The sequence below is a fragment of the Lichenibacterium minor genome (assembly GCF_004137685.1).
In the GTDB taxonomy this organism is placed as follows: Bacteria; Pseudomonadota; Alphaproteobacteria; order Rhizobiales; family Beijerinckiaceae; genus Lichenihabitans; species Lichenihabitans minor.
The window spans coordinates 23464-47671 of record NZ_QYBB01000006.1 but is presented as its reverse complement, the minus strand read 5'-3'; the positions used below and the strand labels follow the sequence as shown (position 1 = coordinate 47671).

At 72.2% G+C, this 24208-nt stretch carries 20 protein-coding genes; 11 read left to right on the top strand and 9 right to left on the bottom strand.

The features are described from left to right. Positions 1-190 precede the first annotated feature (190 nt). From D3273_RS07410 to D3273_RS07385, 6 genes are read left to right on the top strand one after another with little or no spacing between them, the layout of a single operon-like run. Complete coding sequence (locus D3273_RS07410) at positions 191-2089, top strand: ABC transporter ATP-binding protein (RefSeq protein WP_129225052.1); 1899 nt, start codon at positions 191-193, stop codon at positions 2087-2089. Next, complete coding sequence (locus tag D3273_RS07405) at positions 2086-4104, top strand: ABC transporter substrate-binding protein (protein WP_129225051.1); 2019 nt, start codon at positions 2086-2088, stop codon at positions 4102-4104. Before D3273_RS07410 ends, D3273_RS07405 begins: the two co-directional genes overlap by 4 nt. A 4-nt stretch (positions 4105-4108) precedes the next feature. After that, positions 4109-5107, top strand: coding sequence for an ABC transporter permease (locus D3273_RS07400; RefSeq protein WP_129225049.1), 999 nt, complete (start codon positions 4109-4111; stop codon positions 5105-5107). Continuing rightward, positions 5104-6291: an ABC transporter permease gene (locus D3273_RS07395; RefSeq protein ID WP_129225047.1), complete on the top strand. Its 1188-nt coding sequence runs from the start codon at positions 5104-5106 to the stop codon at positions 6289-6291. The genes D3273_RS07400 and D3273_RS07395 overlap by 4 nt, the downstream gene beginning before the upstream one ends. Further along, positions 6291-7394, top strand: coding sequence for a glycosyltransferase family 4 protein (locus D3273_RS07390; RefSeq protein WP_129225045.1), 1104 nt, complete (start codon positions 6291-6293; stop codon positions 7392-7394). The genes D3273_RS07395 and D3273_RS07390 overlap by 1 nt, the downstream gene beginning before the upstream one ends. After that, the gene (locus tag D3273_RS07385; protein WP_129225043.1) at positions 7391-8125 is read left to right on the top strand and encodes a polysaccharide deacetylase family protein; all 735 of its coding nucleotides are present in this window, start codon (positions 7391-7393) and stop codon (positions 8123-8125) included. Before D3273_RS07390 ends, D3273_RS07385 begins: the two co-directional genes overlap by 4 nt. On the opposite strand, the gene D3273_RS07380 is transcribed toward D3273_RS07385, so the two are convergent. The 9 genes from D3273_RS07380 to D3273_RS07340 form a co-directional block, all read right to left on the bottom strand. Then, positions 8112-9008, bottom strand: coding sequence for an MBL fold metallo-hydrolase (locus D3273_RS07380; protein WP_129225041.1), 897 nt, complete (start codon positions 9006-9008; stop codon positions 8112-8114). The genes D3273_RS07385 and D3273_RS07380 overlap by 14 nt on opposite strands. Positions 9009-9073: 65 nt before the next feature. After that, positions 9074-10030, bottom strand: a complete 957-nt coding sequence (locus D3273_RS07375; RefSeq protein ID WP_129225274.1) for an ABC transporter permease — start codon at positions 10028-10030, stop codon at positions 9074-9076. 44 nt (positions 10031-10074) lie between these two features. After that, entirely contained in the window at positions 10075-11058 is a 984-nt protein-coding gene (locus D3273_RS07370; RefSeq protein ID WP_129225039.1) for an ABC transporter permease, read from the bottom strand. Further along, positions 11055-12611, bottom strand: coding sequence for a sugar ABC transporter ATP-binding protein (locus tag D3273_RS07365; protein WP_129225037.1), 1557 nt, complete (start codon positions 12609-12611; stop codon positions 11055-11057). Before D3273_RS07365 ends, D3273_RS07370 begins: the two co-directional genes overlap by 4 nt. Before the next feature lie 102 nt (positions 12612-12713). Beyond that, positions 12714-13847 (bottom strand): sugar ABC transporter substrate-binding protein, encoded by a 1134-nt coding sequence (locus D3273_RS07360; RefSeq protein ID WP_129225035.1) that lies wholly within the window; start codon positions 13845-13847, stop codon positions 12714-12716. Between the two features lie 128 nt (positions 13848-13975). Further along, positions 13976-14500, bottom strand: a complete 525-nt coding sequence (locus D3273_RS07355) for a phosphate-starvation-inducible PsiE family protein (RefSeq protein WP_129225033.1) — start codon at positions 14498-14500, stop codon at positions 13976-13978. Between the two features lie 118 nt (positions 14501-14618). Next, positions 14619-17384 (bottom strand): bifunctional diguanylate cyclase/phosphodiesterase, encoded by a 2766-nt coding sequence (locus D3273_RS07350; RefSeq protein WP_245501051.1) that lies wholly within the window; start codon positions 17382-17384, stop codon positions 14619-14621. Between the two features lie 129 nt (positions 17385-17513). Beyond that, positions 17514-18833 (bottom strand): DUF2254 domain-containing protein, encoded by a 1320-nt coding sequence (locus D3273_RS07345; RefSeq protein ID WP_245501050.1) that lies wholly within the window; start codon positions 18831-18833, stop codon positions 17514-17516. Positions 18834-18864: 31 nt separating this feature from the next. Then, positions 18865-19866 (bottom strand): mechanosensitive ion channel family protein, encoded by a 1002-nt coding sequence (locus D3273_RS07340; RefSeq protein ID WP_129225031.1) that lies wholly within the window; start codon positions 19864-19866, stop codon positions 18865-18867. A gap of 158 nt (positions 19867-20024) precedes the next feature. Here D3273_RS07340 and D3273_RS07335 point away from each other — a divergent pair, with 158 nt between their 5' ends. The 5 genes from D3273_RS07335 (at position 20025) to D3273_RS07315 (ending at position 24164) form a co-directional block, all read left to right on the top strand. After that, positions 20025-20792 (top strand): SDR family NAD(P)-dependent oxidoreductase, encoded by a 768-nt coding sequence (locus tag D3273_RS07335; protein ID WP_129225029.1) that lies wholly within the window; start codon positions 20025-20027, stop codon positions 20790-20792. A 7-nt stretch (positions 20793-20799) separates the two neighbouring features. Next, complete coding sequence (locus tag D3273_RS07330) at positions 20800-21699, top strand: 2-dehydro-3-deoxygalactonokinase (RefSeq protein ID WP_129225027.1); 900 nt, start codon at positions 20800-20802, stop codon at positions 21697-21699. 108 nt (positions 21700-21807) lie between these two features. Continuing rightward, positions 21808-22518 (top strand): 2-dehydro-3-deoxy-6-phosphogalactonate aldolase, encoded by a 711-nt coding sequence (locus tag D3273_RS07325; protein WP_129225025.1) that lies wholly within the window; start codon positions 21808-21810, stop codon positions 22516-22518. Further along, positions 22515-23417 (top strand): ribokinase, encoded by a 903-nt coding sequence (locus D3273_RS07320; RefSeq protein WP_129225023.1) that lies wholly within the window; start codon positions 22515-22517, stop codon positions 23415-23417. Before D3273_RS07325 ends, D3273_RS07320 begins: the two co-directional genes overlap by 4 nt. Positions 23418-23594: 177 nt before the next feature. Then, a complete protein-coding gene (locus tag D3273_RS07315) occupies positions 23595-24164 on the top strand; it encodes a retropepsin-like aspartic protease family protein (protein WP_129225021.1) in 570 nt (189 codons plus the stop codon). Positions 24165-24208: the final 44 nt, after the last annotated feature.

The window sequence follows — 24208 nt, the reverse complement described above, 5'->3', positions numbered from 1 at the left end:
GAATGCGGGCAGATCAGCGGCCCGGCGAGGGCGCCCGACGGCCGCGCAGCGGGCCTTGGAACGGATCGCCATAGCTTTCGATTTGGTTAGCGCAAGGGCGACTTCACGCCTAGACTGCATTCCAGACCGTCCGTCCACGCATCGGTCCGAGGAGCGTTCCATTCAGACGAGCCCTTCCAAGAGCCCTTCGATGTCCGCGACGCCGGACATCCTGCGGGTCGAGGACCTCCGGGTCGGCTTCGCCATGCAGGGCGGCGCCGCCGAGGTGGTGAAGGGCGTCAGCTTCCGCGTGCCCGCCGGCAAGACCGTGGCGCTGGTGGGCGAGTCCGGCTCGGGCAAGACCGTCATCTCGCAGACCGTGATGGGCCTGCTGCCCCGGAACGGCCTCGTGCTCGGCGGGCGGGTGCTGTTCACCGACCCGAAGACGCCGGACGCCCCGGTCGACCTCGCCACGCTGGTGCGCGACGGGCCGGAGATCCGGGCCCTGCGGGGCAGCCGCATGGGCATGATCTTCCAGGAGCCGATGTCGTCGCTGTCGCCGGTCCACACGATCGGCAACCAGATCCGCGAGAACCTCATCCTGCACCGGCAAACCTCCCGCGAGTCGATGCGCGACGAGGTCCGCCACATGCTGAAGCTCGTGGGCTTCAAGGACCCGGCGCGCGCCTACGGGATGTACCCCTTCGAGCTGTCGGGGGGTCTGCGCCAGCGCGCCATGCTGGCCATGGCGCTGATCTGCCGCCCGGCGCTGCTGATCGCCGACGAGCCCACCACGGCGCTCGACGTCACCATCCAGGCGCAGGTGCTGAACCTGATGCGGGACCTCCAGGCCGAGCTCGGCATGGCGATCCTGCTCATCACCCACGACCTCGGCGTGGTGGCCAACATGGCCGACGAGGTCGTGGTGGTCTACCACGGCGAGATCACCGAGGCCGGCACGGCGTCCGACCTGTTCCGCCGCCCCGGGCACCCCTACCTCAAGGCGCTGCTGAAAGCCCTGCCCTCCTTCGACATGAAGCCGGGCGAGAGGCTCGTGGCGCTGCGCGACAGCGGCGCCGACCTCCACGCCCTGGTGCCGCTGCGCAAGGCGGGCCCGGCCGGCGCCCAGGACGCGCCGCTGCTGTCCATCCGCAACCTGCGCAAGTCCTTCACCATCAAGTCCGGCGGGTTCCTGACGTCGCGCCGCGACAGCGTCGTTGCGGTCGACGACGTCAGCTTCGACATCCGCCGCGGCGAATGCCTGGGGCTGGTGGGCGAAAGCGGCTGCGGCAAGACCAGCCTGTCGAAGCTGATGATGCGGGCCATGACGCCGGACCGCGGCTCCGTCACCTTCAACGACGGCACGCGCGAGATCGACGTCCTGAAGCTGAAGGGCGCCGCGCTGCGCGACTTCCGGCCGCGCGTGCAGATGATCTTCCAGGACCCGGTGTCGTCGCTGTCCCCGCGCATGACGGTGATGAACATCATCCGCGAGCCGCTCGAGATCCACGGCGTCGGCACCCCCAAGGAGCGGACCGAGCGGGTCGGCGCCCTGATGGCGGCGGTGGGGCTCGACCGGCGCTTCCTCAACCGCTACCCGCATTCCTTCTCGGGCGGGCAGCGCCAGCGCATCTCCATCGCCCGCACGCTGGCGATGAACCCGGACCTCATCATCTGCGACGAGCCCGTGTCCGCGCTCGACGTGTCGGTCCAGGCGCAGGTGCTGAACCTGCTCAAGGACCTGAAGCGCGAGCTGGGGCTCACCTACCTGTTCATCTCCCACAACCTCGCCGTGGTGGACTACATCGCCGACCGCATCGCCGTCCTGGCGCACGGGCGCATCGTCGAGATCGCGCCGCGCCACCTGCTGTTCTCGCGGCCGGTGCATTCCTACACGCAGGCGCTGATGCGCGCCGTGCCCTACCCCGACCTCGACCGCCCGCTCGACCTGCGGCTCATCGCGGGCGGCAGCGCGTCCGACCCCGCCAACTGGGCGCCGGAGTTCCGCGACGAGGGCGACCCCGCGAGCGTCGGGCCGATCGACCTCGGCGACGGCCACGTCGTGCTGGCCCGGCCGAGCGTCGGGCGCAGGGAGCTGCTCGCGTCATGAGGATCGCCGCCGCGCTGACGGCCGCGCTCGTCGGATGGGCCCTGCTGGCTCCCGTCCCGGCGCGGGCCGAGGACGTCGTCACGAGGGTGCAGAATTCCGCCGCGCCCGCCATCCCCCCCGCGGACGACGACGCCGGCGCGGAAGGCGCACCGGCCTCGACGGCGCCGGTGCCGGCCCCGCTCGAAACGCCGTTCTTCGCCGACGCGGTCGCGTCCGGCAAGCTGCCGCCCGTGGCGGAGCGGCTGCCCAAGGCCCCGCGGGTGGTCGACCTGCCCGCCATGGGGCGCCAGATCGGCCAGCCCGGCGGCACCTGGCGCATGCTGATGAACGATCAGCGCGACCTGCGGTTCATGACCGTCTTCTCCTACAGCCGCCTCGTGGTGTTCGACGAGAAGCTCGACGTCGTGCCCGACATCCTGCAGAGCCTCGACAACCAGGGCGACAAGGTGTTCACCCTGCACCTGCGCCCCGGCCACAAATGGTCGGATGGGCAGCCCTTCACGGCCGAGGACTTCCGCTATTATTGGGAAGACTTCGCCAACAACGCGAAGCTGTCGCCGTCCGGCCCCGCCCTGGCGCTGCTGGCCAACGGCAAGCCGCCGAAGTTCGAAGTGCTCGACCCCGAAACCGTGCGCTACACCTGGGCCGACCCGAACCCGGGGTTCATCCCCGCCATCGCGTCGTCCAACCCGACCTTCGTATTCATGCCGGCGCACTACCTGAAGCAGTTCCATCAGAAATATGCCGACAAGGACGAGCTCGCGAAGCTCGTCAAGGCCGCGAAAGTGTCGGGCTGGGTGGCGCTCCACGAGCGCAAGTCGCGCCAGTACAGGGTCGACAACCCCGACCTGCCGACGCTCGATCCCTGGCGCAACACCACCTATGCCCCGGCCGAACAGTTCCGCTTCGAGCGCAACCCGTATTTCCACCGCGTCGACTCCGCCGGGCACCAGCTCCCCTACTTCGACGGCACCACGATGACGCTCGGCACGCCGACGCTGATCCCCGCCAAGACGGCGGCGGGCGACGCCGACATCCAGGCCCGCTACCTCAACTTCGAGGACTACACGTTCCTGAAGGCCGGCGAAAAGGTCCACAATTATTCGGCGCGGCTCTGGGAGGACGGGCACGGCGCCTTCGCGGCGCTGTTCCCCAACCTCAACGCCAAGGACCCGGCATGGCGGACGTTGAACCGCGACGTCCGCTTCCGCCGCGCCCTGTCGCTGGGCATCAACCGCACCGACATCAACAACGTGCTGTTCTTCGGCCTGGCGCGGGTGAGCGGCGACACGGTGCTGCCGCAGAGCCCCCTGTTCAAGCCGGAACTGGCCCAGGCCTACACGGGCTACGACCTCGCCCGGGCCAACGCCCTGCTCGACGAGGCGGGCCTGTCCAAGCGGGACACGGACGGAACCCGCCTGCTGCCCGACGGGCGCCGCGCCGAGATCACGGTGGAAACGTCGGGCGAAAACCAGATCTTCACCGACATCATGGAGCTCGTCGGCAGCGACTGGGCGAAGCTGGGCATCCGCACCTACGTCCACCCCTCCCACCTCGACATCTTCCGCCAGCGCATCGCCAGCGGCGACACGGTCATGTCGATCGACGTCGGGCTCGACAACGCCGTGCCGACGGCGGAATTCGAGCCCAGCGCGCTCGCGCCGACCCAGGATTCCCAGTATCAATGGCCGGAGTTCGGCTTGTTCGTGCAATCCTCCGGCCACGAGGGCAAACCCATCGACCTGCCCGAGGTGAAGCGGCTCGAGCAGCTGTGGCAGGATTGGCGCCACGCCGACAACCTGGCCGAGCAGCGCGCCGCGTGGCGCGAGATGCTGCAGGTCAACGCCGATCAGGTCTTCGCCATCGGCGTCGTCAACGGGACGCGCCAGCCCGTGGTGGTGTCGAACCGGGTCAGGAACGTGCCCGACACGGCACTCTGGTCGTTCCAGCCGAGCGCCTACTTCGGCCTCTACATGCCCGACACGTTCTTCTTCGCCGACGGCGGCAAGGGTTGAAACCATGCTGAGGTACCTCGTCCGGCGCGTGCTGATCATGGTCCCGACGCTGTTCGTCACCAGCGCGCTCATCTTCACCGTGATGAGTTCGGCACCGACCAACTACTTCGACAACCTCGTCCAGGAGATGCAGGCCCAGGGCGAGAAGGTCGACCAGGCCCGCATCGATTTCATGAAGCACGAATACGGCTTCGACAAGCCGCCGGTGGAACGCTACTTCTGGTGGGTCGGCGGCCTAGTGCGCGGGGATTTCGGCTATTCGTTCGAATACCAGCTCCCCGTGCGGCAGGTGGTGGGAGACCGGGTGTGGCTGACCATCCTGCTGTCCTTCACCACCATCGTGTTCACCTGGCTGGTGGCCTTCCCGATCGGCATCTATTCGGCGACGCACCAATATTCCTGGGGCGACTACGGCCTGACCACGCTGGGGCTGATGGGCCTCGCCATCCCGCACTTCCTGCTGGCGCTGATCTTCCTCTACTTCTCGAACCAGTGGTTCGGCCTGTCGATCGGCGGGCTGATGGACCCGAAGTATTTCGACGCCCCGATGAGCTGGGGCAAGTTCACCTCCATCCTCAGCCACCTGTGGATCCCGGTGATCATCATCGGCACGGCCGGCACGGGATCGATGATCCGCTCCGTGCGGGCCAACCTGCTGGAAGAGCTCCATAAGCAATACGTCGTGACGGCGCGCTCGAAGGGCCTGAGCCCATGGCGGGTGCTGTTCAAATACCCGTTCCGCATGTCGCTCAACTTCTTCATCTCGGACATCGGCTCGATCCTGCCCTCCGTCATCTCGGGGGGCGAGCTCGTCGCCATCGTGCTGTCGCTGCAGACCACGGGGCCGCTGCTGATCCGCGCGCTGCAGAGCCAGGACATCTACCTCGCCGGGTCGTTCCTGATGCTGCTGTCGACGCTGACGGTGATCGGCGTGCTGGTGTCCGACGTGGCGCTGGCCTTCCTCGACCCGCGCATCCGCCTCCTCGGGGGAGCCACCAAATGAACGTGCCGGTCTCGATCGCGCCGTCGCCGGGCGCGCCTCTCGCCCATTACGTGTCGGAGAAGCCCTTCGATGTCGGCGCCGTCGCCAAGCTGACGCCCCAGCAGGAGCGGATCTACTTCGCGTCCCAGTGGCGGCTGATGTGGTGGAAGTTCAAGCGCCACCGCATGGCGGTGGTGTCGTCGATCTTCCTAGCGCTGATCTATTCCACCCTGCCGGTGTCCGAGTTCATCGCGCCCTACGAGGCCAACACCCGCCACACCGACTTCATCCGCGCCCCGCCGCAGGGGCTGCACCTGTTCGACGGCGACCGCTTCGTCGGCCCCTTCGTCTACGGGCTCGACTACCACCTCAACATGGACAACCTGAAGCGCGAATACACGGTCAACACCGGCAAGGTGCAGAAGCTGCGCTTCTTCTGCCACGGCGACGCCTACCGGTTCTGGGGCCTGATCCCGGGGGACTGGCACGTGTTCTGCCCGCCCGACGACGCGCCGCTGTTCCTGTGGGGCTCGGACAGGCTCGGGCGCGACCTGTTCTCGCGCATCGTCTTCGGGGCGCGCATCTCGCTGACGGTCGGCCTCATCGGCATCTCCATCTCCTTCGTGCTCGGCATCACCATCGGGGGGTTGGCGGGCTATTACGGCGGCTGGTTCGACATGTTGAGCCAGCGGCTGATCGAGATCATCCATTCCATCCCGCACATCCCGATCTTCCTGGCCCTGGCCGCCATCATGCCGGCGTCCTGGAGCCCCATCCTGGTGTACTTCGGCATCACGCTGATCCTCGGCATGATGGATTGGACGAGCCTCGCCCGCGCGGTGCGGGCCAAGCTGTTCTCGCTGCGCGAGGAGGATTACGTGCTGGCGGCGCAGCTGATGGGCGCCCGCACGCCGCGCATCCTGCTGCGCCACCTCATCCCGGGCTTCATCTCTCACCTCATCGCCTCGGCCACGATCACGATCCCGTCGATGATCCTGGGCGAAACGGCGCTGTCGTTCCTGGGCCTGGGCCTGCGGCCCCCCATCGTGTCCTGGGGCGTGATGCTCAACGAGGCGCAGAACATGAACGTGGTGTCGCTGTATCCCTGGCTGCTGCTGCCGGTGGCGCCGGTGATCCTCGTCATCCTGGCCTTCAACTTCATGGGCGACGGGTTGCGCGACGCGGCGGACCCCTACTCCTCCTGATGCGGATCGCCTTCCACGCCCCCCTGAAGGCGCCGGACCATCCGGTGCCCTCGGGGGACAGGCAGATGGCGCGGCTGCTGCTCGCAGCGCTGCGGGCGGGCGGGCACGAGGTCGCCACGGCGTCGACCTTCCGCCCCTTCCTGCCGGCCCCGGAGCCCGCGCGCATGCACGCCGCCGAAGCCGAGGCGACGCGCGAGGTGGAGCGGATCGCCGCGCGTTGGGCGGCGGAGGGGCCGCCCGACCTGTGGTTCTGCTACCACCCCTACTACAAGGCGCCGGACCTGCTCGGCCCCCGGCTGGCGGCGCGCTTCGGCCTGCCGTATGCCGCCGCCGAAGCGTCCCACGCCGGCAAGCGGGCGCACGGGCCCTGGGCGGCGTGGCACGGCGCCAACGAGGCGACGCTCCGGGCGGCCGACCTCCAGGTCTGCTTCACGCCGCGCGACGCCGAAGGGCTGGCGGGCCTGGTGCCGCCGGAGCGGATCGCCATGCTGCCGCCCTTCATCGACGCCGGCCCGTTCGGCGCCGTGGCGCGGCGCGCGCGGGGCGGCGGCCCGGTCGAACTCGTCGCCGTCGCCATGATGCGGCCGGGCGACAAGGCCCGCTCCTTCGCCTTCCTGGCCGCGGCGCTCGGCGCGCTGCCGCCCGGGCTGGACTGGCGGCTGACGATCGTCGGCGACGGCCCCGAGCGGGACGCGACGCGGACCCTGTTCGCCGGCCTGCCGCGGGACCGGATCGCCTTCGCCGGGGAGCGCGCCGCCGCCGGGGTCGCGGATGCGATGGCGGGGGCGGACCTGTATGTGTGGCCGGGGTTCGGCGAGGCCTATGGGATCGCCTACCTGGAAGCGGGCGCCGCGGGCCTGCCGGTTCTCGCCATGGACTGCGGCGGGATCGGCAGCGTGGTGGTGCACGGGACGACGGGCGTGCTGACGCCCGAAGGCGACCTCGACGCCTACGCGCGAGCGCTGGCGGCGCTGATCGGCGACCCCGCCCGCAGGCTGGGGCTCGGGGAAGCGGCCCGGCGGATGGTGCTCGGCGAGCGCACGGTCGCGCGGGCCGCGGGGGTGCTGTCGCAGGCCCTCGCATGTTGGGATCGACATCGATGAGCGACGAGCCTTGGACCCCTGCCCGCGACGCGCTCGATCGCGCCCATGCGGAAGGACGCCGCGTCGACGTTTGGCTGCGCGACGACGATTGCGCGGCGCCGACGCCCGCGCTGGAGCGGCTGGCCTCCGTCTGCGGCGGGGTCGGGCTGCCGATCCTGCTGGCCGCCATCCCCGCGCCGGCCGAGGACGCGCTCGCGCCCTGGATCGCCGCGCACCCGGCCGTGACGCCCTGCCAGCACGGCTTCGCCCACGCCAACCACGCGCCGCCGGGCGAGCGCGCCCGGGAGCTGGGGGGAAGGGCGGTTTCCGCCGTGCTCGACGATCTCCGGCGGGGCCGCGCCAGGATGCGGGACCTGTTCGGCCCCGCCCTGTCCGACGTGCTGGTCCCCCCGTGGAACCGCATCGACGCCGAGATGGTGCGGCACCTGCCGGAGCTGGGCTTCTCCGCCCTGTCCTGCTTCGCGCCGACGCCGGCCGCGTCACCGATCCCGCGGCTCGACGCCGACCTCGACATCGTCGACTGGCGCGGGGGCCGCGTCGGGCGCCCGCTCGACGACCTCGCCCGCAAGGTGGCCGGCATCGTGGCGGGGAGCGACCGGCTCGGCATCCTCACGCATCACCTGGCCCACGACGTCGCGGCGTGGGGGGCGCTCGACGCCATGCTGGAGCGCCTCGCCCTGCATCCGGCGGTGCGGTTCACCGACGCCGCGACGCTGCTCACCCCCGCTTGACGCGCAGGTAAGCGGAGCCGTCCTCGGCTTTGGCCGGGCGACCCACGTAGATGCCGGTCTTCGGCACCGCGACGGCGTCGAACTCCGCCGCCAGCCGGGCCAGGGCGTCGGCCATGGCGCCGCCTTCCATGGCGCGCCCGTGCCCCGTCACGGCGAGCGCCGGGCCGAGCGCGGCCAGGCGCTCGACGGACGCGCGGGACGCGTCCCAATCGATGGTGAAGTAGCGCGGCGGCCCGTGGATCTCGGGCGTCTGCAGGGCGGTGGCGTAGGCCGACTCGGGCGCGGTCGTGACGAAGGCGTCACCGGCGATCAGCGTCCGGTCCGCTTCGCGCCACAACGAGACGTGGCCCGGCGAATGCCCGGGCGTGTGGATCCACCGCCACCCCGGCAGGCCCGGCACGCCGCCGTCCTCCGGCAAGGCGTGGAGCCGTCCCGACACGTCGACGGGCGCCGTCGGGTAGAAGCGGGACAGGCTCGCCATCAGGCCCCCGCCGACGGACGGGTCGCCGGGCGGATAGGCGGCCGTGCCGTCGAGATAGGGGTGTTCGATGCGATGGGCGTAGACCGGCACGTCCCAGGCCTCCGCCAGCGCTTCCAGCGCCCCGACATGGTCGAAGTGGCCGTGGGTCAGCACGATGGCCGAGGGCCGCGCCCCGGCGCCGAAGCGCTCGGCCGCCGCGCTCTCGATGGCCGAGCGGCCGCCGACCACGCCGGCGTCCACCAGCACCCAGTTCCGGTCGCCGGCGCCCGGGGCGCCGACGAACACGACGTTGACCATCGCGAGGCGCCGATAGGCGATGTCCGGACGGATCTGGTGCGTGCCGTCGGGAAGAACGCTGTCGCCGGCCCGCGCTTCGGGGCCGAGGGGGATCTGCTGCGTCATGGAAGCCTCCCGACGGCGCCTTCGCCATCGGAGGTTCAACAGGCCCGGTCCAGAGCCTGATCCCGTCAGGCGCCGATCTTCGCGCCCCGGCCGTAGAGCAGCAGCATGGCGAGGATGACGGCGCCGTAGATCACCTGGCGGCCGGCGTCCGGCATCTGCACCACGGATAGGATGGATTGCAGGAGGGTGATGAGGATGACGCCGGCGGTGGTGCCGAGGTAGGTGCCGCGCCCGCCGAGAATCGACGTGCCGCCCAGCACCACGGCGGCGATGGCGGGTAGCAGGTAGCCGTCGCCCATGCCCTGATAGGCCTTGCCGCTGTACCCGGCCAGCAGCGCACCCGACAGGGCCGACAGCCCGCCCGACAGCGCGAAGGCGGCGAGCGTCACGCGCCGCGTCCGCACGCCCGACAGGTAGGCGGCGGCTTCGCGGTTGCCGACCGCGTAGACGGCCCGCCCGTAGGTGGTGCGCGACAGGAGGAACGACGTCGCGGTGCCGACCAGGAGCCACACCCACACGGCGTTGGGCACCGGCCCCAGGGCCCGGCCGGTGGCGAGGTCGCGCATCAACGGCGTCGCCATGTCCTGCGGGGCGGAACCGCCCGTCTTGAGCACCATCAGGCCCTGCGCCACGGCGTCGACGCCGAGCGTGAAGATCATTGAGGGCACGCGCAGGTAGGCGACCCCGAGCCCGTTGAACAGGCCGAAGGCCACGCCGCAGAGCACCCCGAAGGGGATGGCCAGGGCCGCCCCCAGCGGGCCGTGGCCGGCCGCCGCCGTCGCCATCATGCCGCCGACGGTGACGATCCAGGGCACCGACAGGTCGATCTGCCCCAGCAGCACGACCACCATCAGCCCCGTGGCGACGAGGGCGAGGAAGGAGCCCACCTGGAGCTGCTGCAGGAGGTAGTCGGGCGACAGGAACCGGGTGGAATACAGGCTGCCGAGCAGCAGCAGCGCCACGATGCAGCCGAAAGCGGTCGCGACCGCGGGATCGAAGCGCCGCCGCGCCGGGGCGGACATCGGCGGGGACGCCGGGGCGGGCGCCACGGGTGTCGTCGGAACGGTCATGAGCCGAACAGCTCCAGGCGGTTCTTCAAGCGCAGTAGGCGCGCCGAGCCCAGGCTCACCGCGCCGAGCAGCACGAGGCCGAGGAACAGCGGCTGCCACAGCGGGTCGAGGTCGAACACGAAGAGCAGGTCGTTGATGGTGCGGAAGATCAGCGCGCCGAACACCGCCCCGACGGCGCTGCCCGCCCCGCCGAACAGCGACACGCCGCCGATCACGATCGCCGCGATGGAATCCAGCGTGTAGGTCGAGGCGTTGGACGCCGATGCCTCGCCCGAATAGGTGAAGAAGGCGAGCATCAGGCCGCCCATCGCCGAGAACAGCCCCGCCGATGCGTAGGCGAGAAGGCGCGCGCGGCGGATCGGCAGTCCGGACAGGTAGGCGGAGGCTTCCGCCGACCCCACCGCGTAGACGGCCCGGCCGATGAGCGACCGGCGGAACGGCACCCAGACCAGCAGCATCACGGCGAGGAGCACGACGGCGCTGGCCGGCACGCCGAAGGCCAGCTGGCCCGTGACGGCGTCCGCGAGGGTGGAATCGACGTCGCCGCCGGGCTCCGGCCTCAGCGCCAGGGCGAGGCCGAAGTAGATGGCGCCGCTCGCGATGGTGGCGACGATGGGCTGCAGCCGGCCGTAGACCACGAGCGCCCCGTTGGCGAGCCCGCAGGCGAGCCCCGTCCCCAGCACGGCCGCGACGCCGAGCGCCACCGCGCCGGGCGAGCCCGTCACCACCACGGACGCCAGGCAGTTCGCCAGGATGAACACCGCGCCGACCGACAGGTCGATGCCGGCCGTCAGCACCACGAAGGTTTGGCCCACGGCCACGAAGGCCAGCAGCACGCCCTTGTTGGCCGCGGTCTGCACCACGTTGGCGCTGAAGCCCGCGGGGTGGTTCAGCGTGTAGAGGGCGAAGAGCGCGACGAAGACCGCGACGGCGGACAGCGTGGCGCGCGCGTCGCGCAGGCGGAAGGCGAGATCGTTCACGCGGCCTCCGTGCCGTCCATGTTGAGCGCGCTCGACACCAGCGCCCGCTCGGTGATGGCCGTGCCTTCGAGCTCGCGCACGACGCGGCCGCCGTAGAGCACGAGCACGCGGTCGCAGCAGCCGATCAGCTCGGCGTAGTCGGTGGAATACAGCAGCACGGCGGCGCCATCGTCGGCCAGCCGCCGCAGCAGGCGGTAGATGTCGGCCTTGGTGCCGACGTCGATGCCGCGGGTCGGGTCGGCGAGCAGCACGACGCGGGGGCGCGTCATCAGCCACTTGGCCAGCACCACCTTCTGCTGGTTGCCGCCGGACAGGGACGCCACCGGCACGTCGAGGTCGGCGGCCTTGATGGCGAGCAGCCCCACCATCGCGTCGACGGCGCGGGCTTCGGCGGCGCGGTCCACCACGCCGCCGCGCGACACGCGGTCGAGCGACGCGAAGCTCAGGTTCTCGCGCACCGACATCGGCAGCATCAGCCCCTCGGTCTTGCGGTCCTCGGGGATGAGGGCGATGCCGTTGCGCGGCGCCTTGGCATCGGCGGGGCCGCCCAGCGCGGCCTCGCGGCCGTCCACCAGCACCGCGCCGGTGAGCCCGCGCAGAACGCCGAACAGCGCCAGCAGCAGCTCGCGCTGGCCCTGCCCGTCGAGGCCGCCCAGGCCCACGACCTCGCCGGGACGCAGCGCGAAGGAGATGTCGTGCAGCCGTCCGGCCCAGCCCAGCCGCCGCGCTTCGAGCACGGGCGGGCGGTCCCGCGGCACCGGCGGCGGCTTCGGCGGATAGGCGTGGGCCTCGTCGCGGCCGATCATCATCTCGACGACCTGGGCGTCCGTCCGGGTGCCGGCCGGAAAGGTCGCGACGTTGCGGCCGTTGCGGAACACCGAACATTCGTCGGCGAGCTCCGCGATCTCGCCCATGCGGTGCGAGATGAACACCAGCGCCAGGCCGTCGCGGCGCAGGTCCTTCAGCACGCGGAACACGGACGCGACGTCGCGCGCCGTCAGCGCCGAGGTGGCCTCGTCGAGAATGAGCAGGCGGGGCCCGCGGGCCAGCGCCTTGGCGATCTCGACGAGCTGGCGGCGCGACAGCGGCAGGTCGCGCACGAGGGCGAGCGGGTGGATGTCGCCGGCGCCCGCGCGGGCGAGCAGCTCCTCGGCGCGGCGGCGCTGGGCGCGGCGGTCGACGAGGCCGAAGCGGCGGGGCGGGTCGGCGATGAGGATGTTGTCGGCCACCGACAGGTCGGGGACGAGCGACAGTTCCTGGAACACGCACACGATGCCGGCCGCCGCCGCGGCGGCGGGATCGGCGAAGCGCACGGGCGCGCCGTCGAGCGCCATGGTGCCGCTGTCGGGCCGCACCACCCCGGCCATGCACTTGATGAGGCTCGACTTGCCGGCGCCGTTCTCGCCCAGCACCGCGTGGATGCGGCCGGCGCGGAGGTCGAGGTCGACGCCGTCGAGCGCGCGCGTGGCGCCGTAGCGCTTGGCGATGCCCGACAGGGCGAGCAGCGGCGGCGTCCGGCCGGCGGCGGCGGGAGCGGTCGGAGGTTCGATCATGTCGACGCCCCCCCGGGCCCGGCCCGACGCCGGCCGCTTCCCCTCACCCCCGGCCATCCCCGACGGGGGATGGGGAACGCACGCTGGCGCATCGCTTCGGCCCTACTGGTTCGCCTCGGAGCGGCCCATGATCTCCTGGGCGGTGAAGGTGATGCCGCAGGTCGGGAAGGCGTTGCCGACGAAGAAGTTGTCCGTCTGGTCCGGGAAGGTGTTCACCCCCGCCTTGAAGTCGGGAGCCTCGACGTGGGCCAGCGGCAGCCGGATCGACTGCGGCACGGTTTCGCCCCCGAGGGCCGCGAGCGCGGTCTTCATCGCCACAGCGACCTGGGCCGGGCCGGTGCCGCCGGACGCGCAGGAGAGCCCCTTCGACCCGTCTTCCAGGCACAGCTTGCGGAAGCCGTTCTCGGTTTCGGCGCCGGCCGGCACCAGCGGGGCGCCGGCGTCCAGGAAGGCGCGGACCATCCCGGTCGAGCCGCCCTGGGCCGTCATGCCGTCGAAGTGCTTGTGGACCGCGATCGCGTCGGCCGACACCTTCTGCGCCGTGCCGTCGTCCCATTTGCCCACCACCTCGACGGTGCTGAAAGTCTTGCCGGACGCCTTCAGGGCGTCCTGCAGCCCCTTGTGGCGGTCGGTGTCGACGGAGGTGCCGGGCACGCCGCGCACTTCCAGCACGTCGCCGCCCTTCGGCAGGCTCTTCGCCAGCCATTCGCCCCAATACTTGCCGAGGCCTTCCTGGTCGACGTTGACGTTGATGGCCTCGTCGGTGTCGAGCGTGTTGTCGAAGGCCACCAGCACCACGCCGGCCGCCTGGGCGCGCTTCACCGCCGACCGGAACGCGGTGGGGTTCTGCGCGTCGATGATGACGGCGTCGTAGCCCGAATCGATGAAGTTGTTGACGGCCGAGATCTGCGCCGCGATGTCGTCCCCGGTCGACACGACCTTGAACTCCTTCAGCTGCTTCTTGATCTCCGGCTGCTCGGCATAGGCCTTGGCGGTCTTGATCATCTGGATGCGCCAAGTGTTGCCGATGAAGCCGTTGGCGAGCGCTATCCGGTAGGGGCCGGGCTTCTTCGCGTATTGGAAGAACTTGGTCTTGTCGGTCCAGGGCACGAAGCATTGGGCGTCGGCGCTGGGGCCGGACACGACCTTGGGCCCGGCGGCCTCGGCCGAACCCGCGCCGAGCGCGGCGAAAAGCGCCGCGGCGGCGCAGGCGTGCTTGAAGTGCGGCCCGGACATGGCGTGTCTCCCTGAAGCGGGCGGCGTTGTCGCCGCTCCGCGGGGGCATGCCGGCCGCGATGCCGGGGCCCCGATTTTGTCAGGCTACACGGCGGCGTCCCTCGCATGCAAGGGGGGTCGCGGCCCGCTCAGAACGCCGCCGCGTCCTCGTCCTCGCCTTCGGTGCGGCCGCCCTTCTCGGTGGGACGCGTCAGCTTGATCGATCCGACCAGCACGGCGATCAGCAGCGCCAGCACGCCGAGCTCGATCATGTTGGACTGGAACAGCGGCATCTTCGACGGATCCCACTTCTCCGGCTGGGTGATCTGCGACGTTTCGAGCGTAATCACCAGCACCCGCCGGATGCAGGCGATCAGCCCGACGATGAGGAAGGGCTCGCACAGCAGCGTGCCGGTGCGGATGGACGCGTGGACGGTGTGCAGGATTTCGACCAGCATCAGCACGAAGAGCAGCCGGTCGATGATGCGGTACACGGGCTCGGTGGCGGTGAACTCGGCCATGCCGCTCCACAGCAGGGCGGCGGCGCCGAGCAGCGCCAGCGCCAGCGCCAGCACGAGCAGCGCCGCGACCGCGACATACACCACCTGCTCGACCTTGTGGATCAGATGCGCGGTCCGACGCTCGGCGGTGGACGACTTCGGCGAGGCGGACATGGCGCGATCCAGCGGCGTTCTGGGCCGCGGCGCGGCCCGAATCGGGGCGCCAGACTATCCGAGCCGCCCCCCGGGGCAACGGCGGATCGGCCCAGGGCGCGGTGTGGGCGGGCGGGCGTCACGCCGCGGCGGATTCACGCGTGGCGGCGAGCGGGGCCGGGCGGCCGAACAGGTAGCCCTGCAGCTCGTGGCAGCCTTCGGCCGTCAGCACGTCGCGCTCCGCCGCGGTTTCGACGCCCTCGGCCAGCACCGTCATGCCGAGCGCCCGGCCGAGCCCGATGGCGGCCCGCACGATGGCGACGTTCTCGGGGCTGTCGAACAGGTCGCGCACGAAGGACTGGTCGATCTTGATCTTGTCGAAGGGGAAGCGCCGCAGGTAGCTCAGCGACGAATAGCCGGTGCCGAAGTCGTCCATGGCGATCCGCACGCCGAGCCCGTGCAGCTCGCGCAGGACGGACAGGTTCGCCCGGTCGTCGCGCAGCAGGACGGATTCGGTGATCTCCAGCTCCAGCCGCCGCGCCGGCAGGCCGGACGCCGCGAGCGCGAGCGCCACCTCGGCCAGGAGGTCGCCATCCCGGAACTGCGCCGGCGACAGGTTCACCGCCACCGTCGCGGCCTCGGGCCAGACCGCCGCATCCGCGCAGGCGCGCATCAGCACCCAGGCGCCGATCTCGCGGATCAGGCCCGTTTCCTCGGCGAGCGGGATGAACTCGGCGGGCGGCACGAGACCGCGCACGGGGTGGCGCCAGCGCAGCAGGGCCTCGTAGCCGAGGACGACGCCGCACCGCGCTTCGACGATGGGCTGGTAGTGCAGCAGGAATTCCCGATGCTCGACGGCCCGGCGGAGGTCCTCCTCCAGGGCGCGGCGGGCGCGGATCTCCCCCTCCATCCGGGCCTCGTAGAGGCACCACACGCCCTGCCCCGCCGCCTTGGCGCGGTAGAGCGCGATGTCGGCGTTGCGCAACAGCAGCTCCGGCGTGCCGCCCGCGGCATCGGCCAGCGCCACGCCGATGCTGGTGCCGATCGACACCGTGGAACTGTCCACGGCGAAGGGCGCCCGCAGCGCGTCGACGATGCGCGCCGCCAGCGCGACGGCGTCCTTCGGCTGGGCGCCGCCGGGGAGGTCGGGGCCGCCCCGCTGCACGATCGCGAACTCGTCGCCGCCGAGCCGGGCCAGCAGGTCCTGCGGCCCGACGGTGGAGCGGAGGCGGCCCGCGACCTGCCGCAGAAGCGCGTCCCCGAACGGGTGGCCGTGGACGTCGTTGACCTGCTTGAAGCCGTCGAGGTCGAGGAGCAGCACGGCACCGCGCCGCCGCTCCGGCGATGCCAGGAGCTCCTCGGTGCCGGCGCCGAGCAGCAGGCGGTTCGGCAGGCCCGTCAGGGCGTCGTGGTGCGCCATGTGGGCGATGGTGGCTTCGGCGCGGCGCCGCTCCGTCTCGTCCTCGTGGGTGCACACGAAGCCGCCGCCCGCGACCGGCTCGGCCGACACGCCGACGATGCGCCCGTCCGCGAGGCCGCAGGTGAGGGCGGCCGGCACGCGCGCCTCGGCGGCGCTCCGCAGTTCCGCGGCGAAGCGGGGCCCGTCCGCCGCCGACATGACGCCGCCGAGGTGATCCAGCAGCGCGCCGAGCGGCGTCCCGGGGCGGCGGAGCGCGGCGGGCACGCCGTACATGGCGGCGAAGCGGGCGTTCAGCACGACGAGGTCGTGGGCGGCATCGAACAGGCACAGGCCCTGGCTCATGCTGTCGAGCGCCGCGCCGAAGCGCGCGTAGTCCTGCCGCAGGACGCGCTCGCCGCGCGCGCGCTCCTCGGCGGCGACGCGCGCCGCTTCGGACCGGACGAGCCTCTTCTGGACCTTGATCTGGCGCGTGCCGGTCCACACGACGGCGCAAAGCCCGGCGATCAGCAGCCCCACCGCGACGCCGAGCGCCACGGCCTGCTCGTGCCAGGCCGCCAGCGCCACCGCGACGGTGCGGCTCGTGCTGAGCAGGAGGGGATAGTGGACCAGGCCCTGACTGGCGACGATCCGCTCCAGGCCGTCGACGGGGCTCGTGGCCCGGACCACGCCCGATCCGGACGGGTTGGCGGCGAGGATCCGGACCGCGCCGGCCTGCGGAAACGTGCGGCCGATGGTGTCCGGCAGGCTCGGGTGGCGGACGATCATCGTGCCGTCGATGCGGAACATGGACAGCACGTCGCCGGGTTCGGGGGCGACGCGGGCGAAGAGCTTCTCGAAGTAGCTGAGCTCGACCGCCCCCAGGACCAGGCCGAGGAAGCGGCCGTCGGCGCTCGACACCCGGTGGGCGACGTAGATCGTCCAGGCGCCGTCCCCGCGGTTCTGCACCGGGTGGCTGACGAAGCGGCCGAGGGCCGGATCGTCGGCCAGCGCCTTGAAATAGTCGCGGTCCGAAAGGTCGACGTCCGGGATGGGCCAGCGGCGGGAAAAGTTGAGCAGCCTGCCCCGATCGTCGACGACGGTGACGGCGTTGGCCTGCGGGAGCGCCGCACTGCGGGTCTTCAGGCGGTCGTGGACCGCGAAGGTGGACGCGCGGCGGACGAAGTCGGCCTCGGTCCGGACGGACGGATCCATGATGTCGTCCGCGACCGCATCCTGGACGAGTTCGATGGATTGCAGGGCGCGGTCGGCCCCCTCGGCCAGCACGGTGGCGAGGCTGGTGAGCTCCCGTTCCGTGTCGTGGATCGCGCCGCGGTACAGGTCCCGGGCGAGCAGGGAGGCCACCAGGGCCAGCACGGCGGCGAACAGGGCGCCCGACACGGCGAGCGAACGCAGCGGCTGGAACGCGCGGGCGAGCTGTCGCGCCATGAAGGCCGGCTGCGGGCGGAAGGGCATGCGGAGGTCCACGTCGGCTCGGGCGTGGGCCACCACGCTTCGCCACCGGCCCGCGGGATCCGTCGCCCACGGGCCTTGGCGCAGCCTCGGACACTGGCAGGGGAGAGTTGAAGCGGAGTGAAGACGCGGGCCTCCCCCGCCCCGCTCCCGACGCGAAGGCGCTCAGGCCCTCGTCAGCTCGCCGAAGGCCGCATGCCGGCTTTCGCAGTCCGCCAGCCCGGCCGCGTCGTCCACCCCGTCGCGCGCCGCCGCGACGGCGAGGTCGGCATGGCGGCGCAGGGCGGCGCGGCGGTCGGCGCGGCGCTCGACCTCGGCGACGCGGCCCAGGACCTCCAGCAGGCGGATCAGCACGTAGGCCGAGCCCGAGCCGTTCTGCCGGATGGTGTGGAACATGCCGTCGCACAGGCCGTCGTAGTCCACCGCGTCCAGGGTCAGCACCACGCGGCCGTCCCGCTCCACCACGCCGCTCGGCAGGTGGCGGGGCACGATGCGGCACAGGGCGTCGGCGAAGCGGTCGAGCACGCTGCCGGCCGTGAAGGGGTCGTTGATGCCCGGCGACAAAGCCCGCACGGCGATCTCGTTCAACTGGCGGATGGGATATTCGAGGTCCTGCAGGGCGGCCTGCCGGCGCCCATAGGTCAGCGCCTCGTCGAGCGCGCCGGCGGCGCCCTCCGCGGCGGCCGACACCACCGCCACCGGAACGCCGAAGGGCACGAAGGCGCCGGGCCTCACCCGCATCCGCACCGTCACGCCGCGGGCCGCGGCCCAGTCGGCGAGCTTGGCGCCGTCGACCGCCTGCAGGAACCCGCAGCCCGAGCCCGAAACGCCCGCGCCCAGCAGCGGCTCGGGCGGCGGCGGCGGTGCGGCCTCGTCGAGCGTCTTGCCGCCGATGGCCCCGACGAGGTCCCGGTGCACCGCGTCCACCACCGTTTCGACGTTGATGGAGGTGGCGATGTGGTGGACGTACCAGACCAGCGTGCCGATGCAGACCAGCGCCAGCGCCATGGCGCCCGTCACCCCGACGTGGGGGACGAAGCTGCCCTCGTCCACTGTGCGCACCGTGCGCAGCACCGTGAGGGCGTAGGCGAAGGTGCCGAGGAAGATGCCGAGCGCGATCTGGTTGCGGACGTCGCGCACGAAGTTGCGCAGCAGCCGCGGCCCCATCTGCCCCGACGCGAGGGACAGCGCCGCGATGGTGATGGAGAAGATCGTGCCCGCCACCCCGATGCTCGACGCCGCCACGGCCGACAGCAGCGAGCGGGCTCCCTCGCCACCGCCCGAATAGCCGAGCGTGGAAGCGGCCTGCCCGTCCGCGGCGGCCGTCCAATGGTCGTACCGGGTGGCCAGGACCGCCAGGCCGATGCAGGCCAGCACGACGAGCGCCGGCCGGAGCCAGAACTGGTCGCCGAGGTCCTCGAGCTTGGCGCGGATGCGGGCGCGGCCGCCGAGGTTCGACAGCCAGGCCCTGAAACGCTCGATCACGCGGCTCCCCCGATGTGTCGCGACGGCGCCCTCAGGACGTCGCCCCGCCGGCCCCGTCCGCGTCGCGCGCGTCGGGGCCGCGGCCCCGACCGCCGCGCTCGACGCGCAGCTTCGGCATCCCCACGATGTCGTAGGTGGCGGACGCGATGCCGATTCCGGCCTCGTCGAGCTTGCCGATGATGTGGCGCGTCATGGCGTCCTTGGCGCCGCGGATCTGATGCGTGCCGACGATGAAGCGCACCGTCAGCTCCATCCAGTTGTCGGTGATGCGCCAATAGACGCGCGGGTGGAGCTCGATGGGCTCGACCCCGAAGGTGTTCTGGAGATGCTGCTTGGCGCTCGCCGCCATGGTGTCGGGGTCGGTCGCGTGCAGGCGGGCCGCCTCGATCAGGGTGCGCTCCACGTAGGGCCGGTCCGCCTGGTAGGTGATGGGGATCATCATCTCCTCCCAGATGAAGGGGAAGTCGCGGCTGTAGTTGTAGACCGGCTCGGAAAAGATCTGGGAATTCGACACCGTGACGATGCGGCCGGTGAACTGGCGGCTCTTCACCCACATGGCGGGATCCGACCCCTGGACGGACGGCGGCTGCCCCATCTCCATGATGGTGGTCTGGATGAAGCCGAGCCGCATCACGTCGCCGCGCACGCCGCCCATCGAGATGCGGTCCCCCACCGTGAAGGTGTTGCCGCGCAGGATCACGAGGTAGCCGGCGAGCGAGGTGATCACCTGCTGCAGCGCGAAGGCGACGCCGGCCGACACCAGCCCGAAGGCGGTGGCGAGGCGGGTGGGGTCGTTGAACCAGATCGACAGGAGCCCCAGCACCAGCACCACGGCGGCCAGCAGGCTGATGCCCTGGCGCGACCAGAAGCGAAGCTGCGTCGTGGCGTCGAAGCTTTTGCCGGCGACGCGCCCGACGAGCGCCCGCAGGCCGATGCGGACCGCGACCACGACGGCGATGAACACGAGCGAGAGCACGAGCTTGCGCCCGTTCTCGGCGTTGACCCCGACCCAGTCGATCCCCAGAAAATGCACCGGCAACCCTCCCCGCGTCCCGCGGACGCGACCCCTCCCGCCAACATTCCGTGGACCGGAAAGTTCGAGCGTGTCCGGCGAGGGCGCCCTTCCCCCGCCCCGGCCTTGCCGCTACTCTCGGCTTCGTCCGACGAGACCGAATCCGGGGGAAACGCCGCATGGCGGCAGCCATCGCCACCTATCCGAGCCTCGAAGGCCGCACCGTGCTGGTGACGGGCGGCGGCAGCGGCATCGGCGCCGCCATCACCCGCCGCTTCGCGGAACAGGGCGCGCGCGTCGGGTTTCTCGACATCGCGACAGCCCCCTCCGAAGCGCTGGCGGCGGAGCTGGCCGGGGCCGGCCATGCGGTGCGCTTCGTGCACTGCGACCTCCGCGACATCGACGCGCTGAAGCGGGGCGTCGCCGAGGTGCGGCACGCCTTCGGTCCGATCGGGGTGCTGATCAACAACGCCGCCCACGACGAGCGCCACGCCACCGCGGAGCTGACGCCGGACATGTTCGACGAGCGCATCGCCGCGAACCTGCGCCACCAGTTCTTCGCCGCCCAGGCGGTGCTGCCCGACATGGTGGCGGCCGGCGGGGGCGCCATCGTCAACTTCGGCTCGGTGTCCTGGATGGCGGGCCAGGGCGGCATGGCGGTCTATTCCATGTCGAAATCGGCGGTGCTGGGCTTCACCCGGTCGCTGGCGCGCGACTACGGCGCGTTCAACGTCCGCGTCAACGCCATCGCGCCGGGGGCGGTGCTGACGCAGCGCCAGAAGGAGAAGTGGCTGACGCCCGAATACGAGGCCGAAGTGCTGGGCAAGCAGTGCTTGAAACGCCACCTGCTCCCCGACGAGATCGCCCGCGCGACCCTCTTCTTCGCGTCCGACGAGGCTTCGGCCTGCACGGGGCAGCATTACGTGGTCGACGGCGGATGGGTGTAGCACGGGCATGATCCTTCCCTCGTTCATCGCCGTCGACTGGGGCACGACCCGCCTGCGCGCCAGCCTCGTCGGGGCCGACGGTTCGGTGGTGGCGACCGTCGGGTCCGACGCGGGCGTCCAGTCCGTCGCCGCCGGCGGCTTCCCCGCCGCGCTCGACGCCGCCTGCCGCCCCTGGTTCGACGCCGACCCGGACCTGCCCGTGCTGATGGCCGGCATGGTGGGAAGCCGCAACGGCTGGGCCGAGGCGCCCTACGCCCCCTGCCCGGCCGGCGCCGAGGAGATCGCCGCGCGCCTGCTCGCCCTGCCGGGCGCGGGGCGGCGCGTGTCGATCGTGCCCGGGGTGGACTGCCGCTGGGCCGACGGCGCCTACGACGTGATGCGCGGGGAAGAAACGCAGGCGCTCGGCACCGGCGTCCGCGACGGTCTGCTGGCCCTGCCCGGCACGCACGGCAAATGGATCGAGATGCGCGACGGCCGCATCGCCCGCTTCGCCACCTTCGTCACCGGCGAGCTCTTCGCCGCCGTGTCGAGCTCCTTCGTGGGCCGCCTGGCCGCCGAGCCGCACGACGACCCCGCCGGCGCCGCCCTGGCGGCCGGGGCTTCGAAGGTGCCGGGCGGGCTGACCCGCGCGCTGTTCCAGGCGCGCGCCCGCGCGCTCGCCGGCGACCTGCCGCCCGCGGGCGTGCGCCCGTTCCTGTCGCGGCTGATGGTGGAAGCCGAGATCGCCGGCGCGCTCGACCTGTTCGGACGCCCCGACGCGGTCCACCTCGTGTCGGGCGAGCCGCAGCGCTCCATCTACCGGGCCGCGCTGGCGGAACGCGGCCTCGCGGTGCACGACCACGACACGCCCACCGTCACCCTGGCGGGGCTCAAGGCCATCATGCGGGCCGCGGCGCTCGGGCTTTAGCCCGTTCGCCGCAGCGAAAGGACGGCGCTCGGGCTTCAGCCCGTCCGCCGCAGCGAAAGGACGGCGCGCGGGCTCCAGCCCGTCCGCCGAAGGGAGAAGGATCCAGACATGCCCGAGCAGTCGCGCTTCGAAGCGCATTTCGAGGAATGCTTCGGCGCCATGCCGCTCGTCGCCATCCTGCGGGGCATCCAGCCGCGCGAAGCGGTGGCGGTGGGCGAGGCCCTGGTGGCGGCCGGGATCACCATCCTGGAAGTCCCGCTGAACTCGCCCGACCCGCTCGACAGCATCGCCCGCCTCGCGCGCGCGGTCGGGGACCGCGCCAGCGTGGGGGCGGGCACCGTGCTGGAGCCCGAGCAGGTCGACGCCGTCTTCGAGGCCGGGGGCCAGATCGTCGTGTCGCCGAACTGCGACGCCGCCGTGATCCGCCGCACCCGCGCCCGCGGGATGGTGTCGCTCCCGGGGTGCCTGACCCCGTCGGAAGCCTTCGCGGCGCTGAAGTCCGGCGCCCATGCGGTGAAGCTGTTCCCGGGCGAGCTCGTGACGCCGGGCGTCGCCAAGGCCATGGCGGCGGTGCTGCCGAAGAAGACGCGGCTGCTCGTCGTCGGCGGCGTGTCGGCAGACAGCCTGAAGGACTGGCGCGGCGGCCCCGTGCAGGGCTTCGGCATCGGATCGTCGCTGTACAAGCCGGGCGTGACGCCCGACGAAGTGGGCCGGCGCGCCCGCGCCCTCACCGACGCCATCCGGGGCTTCGCCGACCCGGACGGCGACGCCCGCGGCCTGCCGAAGGGCGGTGGGCAGGACGGGAGCGAGGAGCGGTGATCGCGGTCTTCGGTTCCGTCAACATCGACCTCGTGACGCCCGTCGAGCGCATCGCCGCCCCGGGCGAAACCGTGATGGGCGGGTCCTATGCCGTCATCCCGGGCGGCAAGGGCGCCAACCAGGCGCTTGCGGCCCGGCGCGCGGGGGCCGAGGTGGCGATGGTCGGCGCCGTCGGCCGGGACGGCTTCGCGGAACCCGCGCTGGCGCTGCTGCGCGAGGCGGGCGTGGACCTCGCCGCCGTGGCGACGGTGGACGCGCCGACGGGCGCGGCCTTCATCGCCGTGGACGCGCGCGGCGCCAACGCCATCACGGTGGCGGCGGGCGCCAATGCCGAAGCCAGGGCGGCGCAGCTCGAAGCCGCGCGCCCTTCGGGCGGCCTGCTGCTGCTCCAGCGCGAGGTGCCGGACGCCGAAGGCGAGGCGGCGGCCCGCCTGGCGCGGGCCAGCGGCATGCGGACCGTGCTCAACCTGGCGCCCTCGGGCCGGGTGACGGACGCCTTCCTCGGCCTCGTCGACGTCATGGTGGTGAACGAGCACGAGGCGGCGGACCTCGCCGGAGCGCTCGGGCTGCCCGACGACCACGCCGGCCTCGCCGCGCATCTCGGCGCGCGGTTCGGGATCGGCGCCACCGTGGTGACGCTCGGCGCGGAAGGCGCGGTCGGGTGGGTCGACGGCGCCGCGCACCGCGCGCCCTGCCCGAAGGTCGAGGCGCGCGACACCACGGCGGCGGGCGACAGCTTCGTGGGCTTCTTCGCCGCGGCGCTCGACGCCGGCCTGCCCTTCGCCGAAGCGATGCGGCGCGGCACGGCGGCGGGGTCGCTCGCCTGCACGGTGCCGGGCGCCCAGCCCTCCATCCCCACCGCCGCGGCGGTGGATGCGCTGCCGGGCCGGTCGGGCTGAGGCCGGTCGCGGGGCTGCCGCCGGCCCTGCCCCGCATCGCGGGGGCGCGCCGGTTCCAGACGATCCGAGCCGTTCCCGAAACCGTCCCTTCACTTCGCCCCGCGATGGCCCCGTCGACGCAAGGCGCCGGTAGGGCCCGCGGGCCGAAACTCGCCGTCGCGGGTCGGAGGGGGAGACATGGACATCGTGAAGGGGGCCGTCGGCTGCGCCGTGGTGGCGCTGCTGGCCGCGCACCAGCTGTCGACGCTCGATGCCGGCCGCCGTGCGGCGCTCTGGGGGGCGGCCCGCGCCGTCGTCGGCACCGCGCCGCCCCCGCCCCAGCCCAGCCCTCCCGCGCCCCCGCGGCCGATCCCCGTCGCGGCGGCCCCGGCGGCGTTCGGCGAGGAAGCCGTCGCCCCCGACCGCTTCGGCCAATACCGGGCCAGCGTCGAGATCGACGGCGAGCGGCTGCCCGCACTCGTCGACACGGGCGCCAGCTTCGTGGCGCTCAGCGCCGAAGACGCCGACCGCATCGGCCTCCGCCCCCGGCCCGCCGACTTCCGTTACACGGTCAGCACCGCCAACGGCCCCGCCCAGGTCGCCAAGGTCCAGCTCGCCTCGGTGCGCCTGGGTGGGATCGAGGTGCGCGACGTCACGGCGCTGGTCGGCGGCCGCGGCCAGCTCGGCCAAACGCTGCTCGGCATGAGCTTCCTGTCCCGCCTGTCGGGCGTCAGGATCGACCACGGCCGGCTGCTGCTGACGCGATGACCCTCTTGCTCCGGACCGGACTCATTCCTCAGCGTGCGGCACGG

Bases quoted from the DNA above. Each gene is read 5' to 3' on its own strand.
- D3273_RS07325 (WP_129225025.1), top strand. From the start codon at position 21,808: ATGCCCGAGCAGTCGCGCTTCGAAGCGCATTTCGAGGAATGCTTCGGC.
- D3273_RS07400 (WP_129225049.1), top strand. From the start codon at position 4,109: ATGCTGAGGTACCTCGTCCGGCGCGTGCTGATCATGGTCCCGACGCTG.
- D3273_RS07380 (WP_129225041.1), bottom strand. From the start codon at position 9,008: ATGACGCAGCAGATCCCCCTCGGCCCCGAAGCGCGGGCCGGCGACAGC.
- D3273_RS07365 (WP_129225037.1), bottom strand. From the start codon at position 12,611: ATGATCGAACCTCCGACCGCTCCCGCCGCCGCCGGCCGGACGCCGCCG.
- D3273_RS07395 (WP_129225047.1), top strand. From the start codon at position 5,104: ATGAACGTGCCGGTCTCGATCGCGCCGTCGCCGGGCGCGCCTCTCGCC.
- D3273_RS07405 (WP_129225051.1), top strand. From the start codon at position 2,086: ATGAGGATCGCCGCCGCGCTGACGGCCGCGCTCGTCGGATGGGCCCTG.
- D3273_RS07375 (WP_129225274.1), bottom strand. From the start codon at position 10,030: ATGTCCGCCCCGGCGCGGCGGCGCTTCGATCCCGCGGTCGCGACCGCT.
- D3273_RS07410 (WP_129225052.1), top strand. From the start codon at position 191: ATGTCCGCGACGCCGGACATCCTGCGGGTCGAGGACCTCCGGGTCGGC.
- D3273_RS07335 (WP_129225029.1), top strand. From the start codon at position 20,025: ATGGCGGCAGCCATCGCCACCTATCCGAGCCTCGAAGGCCGCACCGTG.
- D3273_RS07330 (WP_129225027.1), top strand. From the start codon at position 20,800: ATGATCCTTCCCTCGTTCATCGCCGTCGACTGGGGCACGACCCGCCTG.
- D3273_RS07355 (WP_129225033.1), bottom strand. From the start codon at position 14,500: ATGTCCGCCTCGCCGAAGTCGTCCACCGCCGAGCGTCGGACCGCGCAT.
- D3273_RS07315 (WP_129225021.1), top strand. From the start codon at position 23,595: ATGGACATCGTGAAGGGGGCCGTCGGCTGCGCCGTGGTGGCGCTGCTG.
- D3273_RS07385 (WP_129225043.1), top strand. From the start codon at position 7,391: ATGAGCGACGAGCCTTGGACCCCTGCCCGCGACGCGCTCGATCGCGCC.
- D3273_RS07360 (WP_129225035.1), bottom strand. From the start codon at position 13,847: ATGTCCGGGCCGCACTTCAAGCACGCCTGCGCCGCCGCGGCGCTTTTC.
- D3273_RS07390 (WP_129225045.1), top strand. From the start codon at position 6,291: ATGCGGATCGCCTTCCACGCCCCCCTGAAGGCGCCGGACCATCCGGTG.